7 protein-coding genes are annotated in these 9386 nt (G+C 69.4%); 2 read left to right on the top strand and 5 right to left on the bottom strand.

The features are described from left to right. Positions 1-355: 355 nt before the first annotated feature. Together G335_RS0107260 and G335_RS0107255 are read right to left on the bottom strand one after the other, a co-directional pair. Positions 356-1588 (bottom strand): multifunctional CCA addition/repair protein, encoded by a 1233-nt coding sequence (locus tag G335_RS0107260; protein WP_018176327.1) that lies wholly within the window; start codon positions 1586-1588, stop codon positions 356-358. 24 nt (positions 1589-1612) lie between these two features. After that, on the bottom strand, positions 1613-2584 hold the full coding sequence (locus tag G335_RS0107255; RefSeq protein ID WP_018169242.1) for a complex I NDUFA9 subunit family protein: 972 nt from the start codon (positions 2582-2584) through the stop codon (positions 1613-1615). A gap of 129 nt (positions 2585-2713) precedes the next feature. On the opposite strand from G335_RS0107255, the gene G335_RS0107250 reads away from it, so the two are divergent. Then, positions 2714-4081, top strand: a complete 1368-nt coding sequence (locus tag G335_RS0107250) for an NAD-dependent succinate-semialdehyde dehydrogenase (protein WP_018176326.1) — start codon at positions 2714-2716, stop codon at positions 4079-4081. A gap of 46 nt (positions 4082-4127) precedes the next feature. Here the strand turns inward: G335_RS0107250 and G335_RS0107245 are convergent, their stop codons facing one another. The 3 genes from G335_RS0107245 to G335_RS0107235 form a co-directional block, all read right to left on the bottom strand. Then, positions 4128-4538, bottom strand: coding sequence for an HIRAN domain-containing protein (locus tag G335_RS0107245; RefSeq protein ID WP_018176325.1), 411 nt, complete (start codon positions 4536-4538; stop codon positions 4128-4130). Positions 4539-4634: 96 nt separating this feature from the next. Continuing rightward, the gene (locus G335_RS0107240) at positions 4635-5594 is read right to left on the bottom strand and encodes a YafY family protein (RefSeq protein ID WP_018176324.1); all 960 of its coding nucleotides are present in this window, start codon (positions 5592-5594) and stop codon (positions 4635-4637) included. Positions 5595-5721: 127 nt separating this feature from the next. Further along, on the bottom strand, positions 5722-8403 hold the full coding sequence (locus G335_RS0107235) for a bifunctional acetate--CoA ligase family protein/GNAT family N-acetyltransferase (RefSeq protein ID WP_018176323.1): 2682 nt from the start codon (positions 8401-8403) through the stop codon (positions 5722-5724). Between the two features lie 39 nt (positions 8404-8442). Here G335_RS0107235 and G335_RS0107230 point away from each other — a divergent pair, with 39 nt between their 5' ends. After that, positions 8443-9366, top strand: coding sequence for a histone deacetylase family protein (locus G335_RS0107230; RefSeq protein ID WP_018176322.1), 924 nt, complete (start codon positions 8443-8445; stop codon positions 9364-9366). The last annotated feature ends 20 nt before the right edge of the window (positions 9367-9386 follow it).

Below are 9386 nucleotides of genomic sequence, written 5' to 3'. Positions count from 1 at the left end.
GAACACCTTCGGCTTCACCTTGCCCGCTGCCAGGTCCCGGACCCACATGCAGTCGAGCTTGTTCTTGCTAACATCAATGCCAATATGAGCCATCTCGTCCTCTCGCCTTGTCCGTACAGCCTCACCCGTCCATCACGGAGGGGGGTCTTGGATACCGTTCAAACTTCGAGATGAGAAAGGACTCGGGGGCCAATCTACAGAACAGGTTCGTGACCTCAGGAGCCTGACGGGTTACCCCGAGCCCAATGCGGTTCATGGTAGCGATCCGTGAACCGCAAGACACAAGGAGCCTGCTCGCAGGCGAATGCCCTGCCCGCGTCCGGCAATGGCAGGGCATTCGCCTGCGAGCAGGCTCCTATGCGTCGGGGTGTTCGTCGAGGGCGGCGGCAATGGCGCGAACGCGCCCGCGCTGCAGGGCCTCGCCCAGTGCCTTGCCCTTGTGTCCCTCGGCCATCAGGGCCGCCGGCTGCACGCCTTGCGCGGCCGCCACTGCGCGGCGCACCGCGTCGGCCTGTGGATAGGGCTTGTCTTCCCAGCCGGTGCGGCCGCGGAAGTCCGCCTCCACCGCCAGCAGGAAGGGCTCCACGTTCTCCGGGCGGCGCAGGACGTCCAGGCCGTCGACCAGCTTCATCACGGTCTTCGGGCGCAGCTCGAATACGCGATGCACCAGCCCGTGGTAGCGCGCCACGCGCACCGCCAGGTCGCGGTAGCGGTTGGGTATGCGCAGGCGTTCGGTCAGGGCGCGGATCAGGTCCACCCCGCGTTCCTCGTGCCCGTGATGGCTGGGCAGGATCTCCGGGGCAGTGGTGCCCTTGCCGAGGTCGTGCACCAGCGCGGCGAAACGGACCTCCGGTGCATCGGAAAGCCGGGTCGCCTGGTCCAGCACCATCAGGGTATGCACGCCGGTGTCGATCTCCGGGTGGTAGCGCTCCGGCTGCGGCACGCCGAACAGCCGCTCGATTTCTGGGAACAGGACGGCGAGTGCCCCGGCCTCGCGCAGCACCTCCAGAAAACGCCGTGGGGCCGGACTCTTCAGGGCCTTCTCGCATTCCGCCCAGACGCGTTCGGGGACCAGGGCGTCGACCTCGCCGGAGGTGACGAGCTCGCGCATCAGCGTCAGCGTGTCGGGCGCGACCTCGAAGCCCCATGGCGCGAGCTGGGCGGCAAACCGCGCCACGCGCAGCAGGCGCACCGGGTCCTCGGCGAAGGCGGGGGAGACATGCCGCAGTCGGCGCGCCTCCAGGTCGGCCTGGCCATTGTAGGGGTCGATCAAGCGGCCGTCGGCATCCTCGGCCATCGCGTTGATGGTGAGATCGCGGCGTTCGAGGTCGTCCTCCAGCGTGACCTCGGGCGAGGCGTTGAACTGGAAGCCGTGATAGCCGCGTGAGGTCTTGCGCTCGGTGCGCGCCAGCGCGTATTCCTCGTGGGTTTCGGGATGCAGGAAGACCGGGAAGTCGCGCCCGACCGGCCGAAAGCCATTGGACTCCATCGCCTCCGGCGAGCTGCCGACGACGACGTAGTCGCGCTCGGTGAACGGGCGCCCTAGCAGGCGGTCGCGAACCGCACCGCCGACGAGGTAGGTCTGCATGGCGGTTACCGGTTCACCCTTCGATCAGCCGCGGCTGGCCCCGCGATTGAGCGTGCGCAGGTGCTGCATGCGGGCCTCGCGCCCGGCGCCCCCACCGCCCAGATAGCTGGGGGCAATGGATTCCAGGCGGGTCGGGCAGGGCAGCTGCTGTTCGCCGTCGCAGACCGAGTCGATGGTCAGCGAGGCGAAGTTGTCGCGCGACAACGGCTTGCCGGGCACGAACTCGAGCACGCTGGCCTGCAGCTTGCCGGCCCAGTCGGGCAGGCCGATTACCGGGCGCCGGTGGCCGGAGACCCGGCCCACATACCGCACCAGGTCGCCCAGGGTGTAGGTCTTCGGGCCGCACAGCTCGAAGCCCTGGCCGAAGGTATCCTGGTCTTCCAGGGCCTCGACGAAGTGCTCGGCCACATCGCCCACGAACACCGGGGCGAAGCGCGCCCGGGCACGCGCCAGCGGCATCACGGGCGAGAATTTCAGCAGCGTCACGAAGCGGTTCAGGAAGGAGTCTTCCGGCCCGAAGATGACGGAGGGACGGAAGACGGTGACCGCCAGGGATTCGCTGGCGAACACGGCCTGCTCGGCCGCACCCTTGCTGCGCAGGTAGTGGCTGGGGGCGTCGTCCATGTCCGCCTTCAGCGCGCTCATCTGCAGGAAGCGGCGCACGCCCTGCGACTCGGCGGCGGCCAGGGCCTTCTCGGTCAGCTCGGTGTGGGCGGCGTGGAAGCCGGCGCCACTGTGGCCACGTTCGTTGAGGATGCCGACCAGGTTGATCACCGCGTCCTGGCCCGCGAACAGGCGTTCCAGGGTGGCGGGATCATGGGCGCTGCCCTCGACCAGGTCGACCTCGGGGTTGACCAGGAGGTCGCGATGGCGGTGCGGGCGGCGCGACAGCACGCGGACCTTCAGGCCGCGGTCAATCAGTCGGCGGATGATGTGGTGGCCGACAAAGCCCGTGCCGCCGAGCAGGCAGACATTGCGAATCGAATCGATCGACATGGGGCAAGGTCCTTCCGAAAGCGAATGCGGATCGTCTTATACTCGGGTGACCCGCATTGTTCAAACTAGCAAATAGTTGACCTGTGTTTCCCATGGCCTGTTTCCGGGTCACCAATCCGAGGCGCCGACATGACCGAACTGACCGCGATCAACCCTGCGACCGGCGAGATGCTCGCGCGTTATCCCCGCATGGATCGGGACGGGCTGGAGGCCGCCCTGGCACGCGCGGCCAGCGCCGCACCGGACTGGGCGGCACGCCCGGTGGCGGAGCGCGCCGCCCGCCTGCACGACCTGGCCGGGGTACTGCGCGACGCGCGCGAGACCCTGGCGACCACCGCCACCCGCGAGATGGGCAAGCGGCTGGTCGAGGCGCGCGCCGAGGTCGACAAGTGTGCCAACGCCTGCGAGTACTACGCCGAGCACGGCCCGGACTTGCTGCAGGACACGATGATCGCCTCGGATGCGAGCCGTTCCTTCATCGCCTGGCAGCCACTGGGGACCGTGTTGCTGGTGATGCCCTGGAACTTTCCTTACTGGCAGGCCTTTCGCCAGGCGATCCCGGCCACGCTGGCCGGCAACACCGTGCTGCTGAAGCACGCGTCCAATGTCCCCGGATGTGCCGAACATCTGGAACGGGTGTTTACGGCGGCCGGTTTTCCCGAGGGGGTGTTCCGCAACCTGCCGGTTGGCTCCGATGCGGTGGAGGGCATCATCTCTGACCGTCGCGTGCAGGGCGTCAGCCTGACCGGCTCCGAAGGCGCCGGCCGCGCGGTCGGGGCTGCGGCCGGCAAGGCCCTGAAGTCCTCGGTGCTGGAACTGGGCGGCTCGGATGCCTTCGTCGTGCTGGCGGATGCCGATCTCGACCACACCGTGGAGCAGGCGGTACGCGGGCGCTTCCAGAACAACGGCGAGACCTGCATCGCCGCCAAGCGCTTCATCGTCGAGGAGGCCATCGCGGATGCCTTCGTCGAACGCTTCCAGGCGGCCATCAACGCCCTGGTCATCGGGGATCCGATGGCCGAGGGAACGAACATCGGGCCGCTGGCGCGCGATGACCTGCGTAGCGAGTTGCACGACCAGGTGACCCGCAGCGTGGCGGCCGGCGCCCGCCTGGTGGCGGGTGGCGAGCCCCGCGACGGGGCGGGGTACTTCTACCCGCCCACACTGCTGGATGCCGTGGAACCCGGCATGGCGGCCTTCGACGAGGAGACCTTCGGCCCGGTCGCGGCGGTCACCCGGGCGCGCGACGCGGATCATGCCATCGAGCTCGCCAACCGCTCGCGCTTCGGCCTGGGCGGCAGCGTCTGGACCGGCGATCCGGTGCGCGGCGAGGCCCTGGCCCGGCGCCTGGAATGCGGTTGCGCCTTCGTCAACGGCATCGTCAAGAGCGACCCGCGCCTGCCCTTCGGCGGCGTGAAGGACTCCGGCTACGGCCGCGAACTCTCCGAGCTCGGCATCCACGAATTCGTCAACGCCAAGACCATCTGGGTCGGTTGATCGGTGCCGGTCGAAGGTTGATCCGCGTCGCCTTGAGTGCGTGGGTCTAGTGGGCCGGGGTGGGCCTCGACTTCGCGCGGTAGAGGCCGAGCTCGAGACGGTGGTGGCGGTCGGCGTGATCGCGCTTCTCGAGGATGCGGGCGATCAGGGGCTGGTCCTGGTCCAGTAGCTGGGCGGCCAGGCCGTTGCGGTCGCGAGGCAGATAGCCCAGGTGGTGGTCCATCCAGCGCACGGCGACGGCCTGGCCGTCGTGGGTGTTGGTGCGCTCGCGTTCCACGGTCAGGGCCTGGCCGCGCTTGAGGATCTCCCACAGCCGGGGCGCCTCGTGGTGGCGGAAACCGGCCAGGGGGATGCGGTCCAGCAGTTCCTCGGTGGTGGCGGTGCGGTTGTAGGTGCCGCGCTCGGCGTAGTAGCCGGCGAGCGGCGGGACGGGGCGTGCCTGGCGGTTGTGCGACATGTTCGGACTCCTCGGTGTGGCCTGGGTGTCCGTTGTAGCACCGGGGGTGGCTCACAGGATGAGCCACCCCCGAAATCGGTTCTTATCCGTGTTTCCCTAGGTGTACTGGTGAGCGGCGCGCGCGAGGTCGCTGGCCACGCGCTGGCGCAGGTCGACGGGCGCCAGCACCTCGACGCCCGGGCCGTGGCGCAGGATCTCCTGGACCAGCTCGGTCGGGTCGGCGTAGGGAATACGGAGGCGATACGCGTCGCCCTCGTATTCGCCGATCTGCTCCGGGTGCCAGATCTCGTCGGCGACCCAGCGGGCATGTTCCGGGGTGAAGCGCAGCACGGCCCATTCCTGTGCGGGACCGGTGAAGATGCCAAAGGCGTCCCCCGTATGAGCATCCAGGGTCGCCTCGTCGATGGAGCGGTAGGCAGACTCCACCGGCTGCACCGAGCGGATGCGCTCCAGGGCGAAGGTGCGCAGGTCCCGGGCCTGCTCGCACCAGGCGATCAGGTACCAGTTGTCGCGGTAGTAGAGAAGGCGCTGCGGGTGCACGACGCGACAACTCGCGGCGTCCCGGGCACGGCCGTGATACTCGATCTCGACGGGGTGCTCGTCCAGGGTCGCAGTGGCCACGGCCTGAAAGCTTTCGCCGCGGCTGCCGCGCTGGGCCAGCGGCTGGATGTGGATGCGGCGGCGCACGGTGTCCGGCTGGTGCCCGCCGCTGGCGAGCAGCTCGCGGATGCGGCCCTTCAGCGGCCCCAGCGTGGGCGCTAGCAACCCGGGCTGCACGTCCTCCAGGAGTTGTTCCATGGTCAGCAGCGCCAGCAGCTCGGATTCGTTGAACCACAGCCCCGGCAGCTCGAACGCCGGGGCATCCTGCGCGTAGCGGTAGCCATTGGCCTGGGCATCGTATTCGATGGGCGCCTGCATGAAGTCGCGCATGTATTCGAGGTCGCGCTTGACGGTCGCGCGCGAGACCTCGAGACGCTCCATCAGGTCCGCCAGCGAGGGCGGCCGCCGCCCCTGCAACAATCGGTGCAGGTGAAAGATACGCTCGGCGCGGTTCACGGGCGGGCCAGGGGTCGATGCATGCCCGGGGACGCTACCCATTCGCCCGGGCACCCGCAAGCTACGCGCCGGGGCGCCGGATGCCCGCCGGGTCGCTTGCGGCGGCTGCGGGCGACCGTCCCGGTGTTCAGTGGAGGCGCCGGCTGACGCGGATGATCTCCTCGTCGGAGGCGAGGATCTCGCGCTGGAAGCCGTGGCGTTGGGCGAGCGCGAGCATGCCGCCGTTGTGGCGCAGCACCTCGCCAAACAGTTCGCGCAGGCCGGCGTTGCGGGCCGAGTCGATGACGGCCTCCATCAGGAGGCTGCCCACGCCGCGGCCCTGCCAGGCGTCACTGATGACCACGGCGAACTCCGCGCTCTCGCCGTCGGGTTCCGTGGTGTAGCGGGCGACGCCGACTTGCACCTCCCGGCCCGTGTGGTGGTCGACCGCGATGAAGGCCATCTCGCGGTCGTAGTCGATCTGGGTGAAGCGTACGAGCATCTCGGGCGTGAGTTCGTCCATCGAGCGCATGAACCGGAGATAGCGGGACTTCTCCGACAGACTGCGCACGAATTCCTGCTCGATGGCAGCGTCCTCGGGCCGGATCGGCCGGAGCTCGAGTTCATGGCCGTCGCGGGTGGTGACCTTCCGGGCCATGTGGCCGGGATAGGGGTGGATGGCCATATGCGCGTAGTCACGGCCGTCGTGCGCGGAATCGGCCAGTTCGATGCGGGCGTCCACGGCCATCACGCCGTTCTCGCCGGCCTGCAGGGGGTTGATATCCAGCGCGGCGAGTTCAGGCAGCTCGCAGGCCATCTCCGAGACCCGGAGCAGGACCTGTTCCACCGCGCCCTCGCGCACCGGGGGCGCGCCGCGAAAGGTGCCAAGGGTGCGCGCCGCGCGAGTCTGCGCCATCAGGCGCCGGGCCAGCGAGGGGTTCAGCGGCGGCAGGGCGACGGCCTGGTCGCCGATGACCTCCACCGCGGTCCCGCCCAGGCCGAAGGCGATGACCGGGCCGAACACCGGGTCGCGCGAGATTCCCACCAGCAGTTCGCGAACATGCCCGACCTCGGCCATGCGTTCCACGCTCACGCCTTCAACCTCGACCTCCGGGAATTGCTCGTGGATCTGGTCGAGCATCTCCTGGGCCTGCTGGCGCACGGCCTGCACGCTGCGCAGGTTGAGTCGTACACCGCCAAAGTCGCTCTTGTGGGTGAGGTCGGGCGCACTGATCTTGAGCGCGACCGGGAAGCCCAGGGTCTCGGCGGCCAGCATCGCGTCGGCCGGGTCGCGGGCGAGGATGCTGGGACTGCAGGGGATGTGGAAGGCGGCCAGCACGGCCCGGGACTCGCGCATGCTCAGGACCCTGCGTCCCTGGCTGCGTGCGTGTTGCAGGATCAGGCGCGCGCCCTCGATATCCGCGGGCTGGTCATCGCTGCGGGGGCCGGGGACCTGCAGCAGCATGCGCTGGTTGCGTCGGTGTTCGATCAGCCAGGCGAAGGTCTCGACCGCGCCTTCGGGCGTGCGGAACTGGGGGATCCCTTCCGCGTCGAAGCGATTTCGTGCGCGGGCCACCAGCGGGTCGCCCATCCAGCAGGCCAGCACCGGCTTGTGGCTTTTGTGGGCCTGTTCGATCACGGCCTCGGCACAGGCGTCGGGGTCGGTCATGGCCTGGGGGGTGAGCAGGACGCTCGCCATGTGAACCCCGGGGTCCGCGAGCACGATGCGCAGGGCTTCGCCATAGCGTTCGGGGGTAGCGTCGCCGAGGATGTCCACCGGGTTGCCATGCGACCAGTGGGCGGGCAGCAGGGCGTTGAGTGCCTCCAGCGTGCCGTCGGCCAGCGTGGCCAGGTTCAGGCCGAGGTCGGCGGCCCGGTCCACGGCCATCACGCCGGGTCCGCCGCCGTTGGTGAGGATGGCGAGATCCTCGCCGCGCAGGCGCACGCCGCTGGCCAGTGTCTGGGCTGCGGAAAACCACTGCGACACGCGCTCCACCCGGACCACGCCGGCGCGCTGCAGGGCCGCGTCGAACACCGCATCCGAGCCCATCATCGCCCCGGTATGGGTGGCGGCCGCCTGGGCGGTGGCCGCATGGCGAGCGGACTTGAGGACTACCACGGGCTTCATGCGCGCGGCGGCGCGCAAGCCCGACAGAAAGCGCCGCGTGTGGCGGATGCCCTCGACGTACAGCAGGATGCCCTGGGTCTCGGGGTCCACCGCGAGGTAGTCCAGCAGCTCGCCGAAGTCGACGTCTGCGGCGTCGCCGGTCGAGGCCACGCTGGAAAACCCGATGCCGGTGGGCTCCGCCCAGTCCAGGACGGCGGTGATCAGCGCCCCGGAGCTGGAGATCAGCCCGAGCTTGCCGGGCAGCGCCTGGTTGTGGCTGAAGGTCGCGTTGAGCCCGATGCCCGGGCGCATGATGCCCAGGCAGTTGGGGCCGATCAGGCGCATGCGGTAACGCTGCGCGATCTCGACGCATTCTTGTTGCAGGCGTTCGCCCTCTCGGCCGGCTTCGGCGAAGCCGGCCGAGAGGATGACGGCGCCGCGCAGGCCCGCCTCGCCACAGTTGCGCAGGATGCCGGGGACGGCCCGAGCCGGGGTGGCGATCAGCGCCAGGTCCACCATGTGCTCGCCGGGTTTCAGCTCGGGCACGCAGCGCAGGCCCTGTACCTCGGCGTATTTGGGATTTACGGGGAGCAGGGTGCGCTTGAAGCCGGCCGCGAGGAGGTTGGCCAGCACCGTGCGGCCGACGCTGCCCTCGCGTTCGGATGCGCCGAACACGGCGACACCGCGCGGATTGAACAGCTTGTCCAGGATATGGGTTCCCATGCATGCTCTCGGTTATGACGTGCCCAGTGTCTTCATAGCATGAATCTAGCGTTCTTCTCGCCGGACGCCGGCCTTGAGCACGACAATGGTCCCGGCCACCCGGAATGTCCGGAGCGGCTGAGCGCAATCCGTGACCAGCTGGTGGCCAGCGGGCTGGATCCGTGGGTCCTGCATCGCGAGGCGTTCCCGGCGACGCGGGCGGACCTGCGCCGGGTTCACACATGCGACTTTATCGACACCATCCAGCAGCACGTCCCGGAAGGGGGGCGGGTGATGCTGGATGGCGACACGGCCCTGTCGCCGGGGACTCGCGAGGCCGCGTTGCTGGCGGCCGGCGCGGGCATTGGCGCGGTGGACTGGGTGATGGGGGCGGCGAACCGGCGGGCCTTCTGCGCGGTGCGGCCGCCGGGGCACCACGCCCGTGCCGACCGGGCGGCCGGGTTCTGCCTGTTCAACAACGTGGTGATTGCCGCCCGCCATGCACAGGAGCGCCATGGTGTGGGGCGCATCGCCATCGTCGACTTCGACGTGCACCATGGCGACGGCACCGAGTCCCTGGTGGCGGGTGATGACGCCATCCTGTTCGCTTCCGCCTTCGAGCATCCGGCTTATCCCGGGTCGGGCATCCCGCCGCTGGCCGACAACTGCCTGAATGTCCCGGTACCCGGCGGATCGTCGGGGGAGCAGTGGCGCGACGCGGTGGCTGGGGCCTGGTTCGATGCGCTGGACGCCTTTGCCCCGGAACTTGTGCTGATCTCCGCCGGATTCGATGCCCATCGCGAGGACGAACTCTCGCGCCTGTTGCTGGCCGAGGATGACTACGCCTGGATCACCCGTGAGCTGGTGGCCCTGGCCGAGCGTCACGCCGATGGGCGCGTGGTCTCGATGCTGGAGGGTGGCTACGCCCTGAGTGCCCTGGGGCGCAGTGTGGTGGCGCATATGCGTGCCCTGGCCGCCCTCTGACCTGCCCCGCCTGCGGCGCA

The sequence above is a fragment of the Thioalkalivibrio sp. AKL8 genome (assembly GCF_000380525.1).
GTDB classification, from domain to species: Bacteria; Pseudomonadota; Gammaproteobacteria; order Ectothiorhodospirales; family Ectothiorhodospiraceae; genus Thioalkalivibrio; species Thioalkalivibrio versutus.
The sequence above is the reverse complement of the archived record's forward strand: the minus strand, read 5'-3'. Positions and strand labels throughout refer to the sequence as shown.

Bases quoted from the DNA above. Each gene is read 5' to 3' on its own strand.
- G335_RS0107245 (WP_018176325.1), bottom strand. From the start codon at position 4,538: ATGTCGCACAACCGCCAGGCACGCCCCGTCCCGCCGCTCGCCGGCTAC.
- G335_RS0107255 (WP_018169242.1), bottom strand. From the start codon at position 2,584: ATGTCGATCGATTCGATTCGCAATGTCTGCCTGCTCGGCGGCACGGGC.
- G335_RS0107235 (WP_018176323.1), bottom strand. From the start codon at position 8,403: ATGGGAACCCATATCCTGGACAAGCTGTTCAATCCGCGCGGTGTCGCC.
- G335_RS0107260 (WP_018176327.1), bottom strand. From the start codon at position 1,588: ATGCAGACCTACCTCGTCGGCGGTGCGGTTCGCGACCGCCTGCTAGGG.
- G335_RS0107230 (WP_018176322.1), top strand. From the start codon at position 8,443: ATGAATCTAGCGTTCTTCTCGCCGGACGCCGGCCTTGAGCACGACAAT.
- G335_RS0107250 (WP_018176326.1), top strand. From the start codon at position 2,714: ATGACCGAACTGACCGCGATCAACCCTGCGACCGGCGAGATGCTCGCG.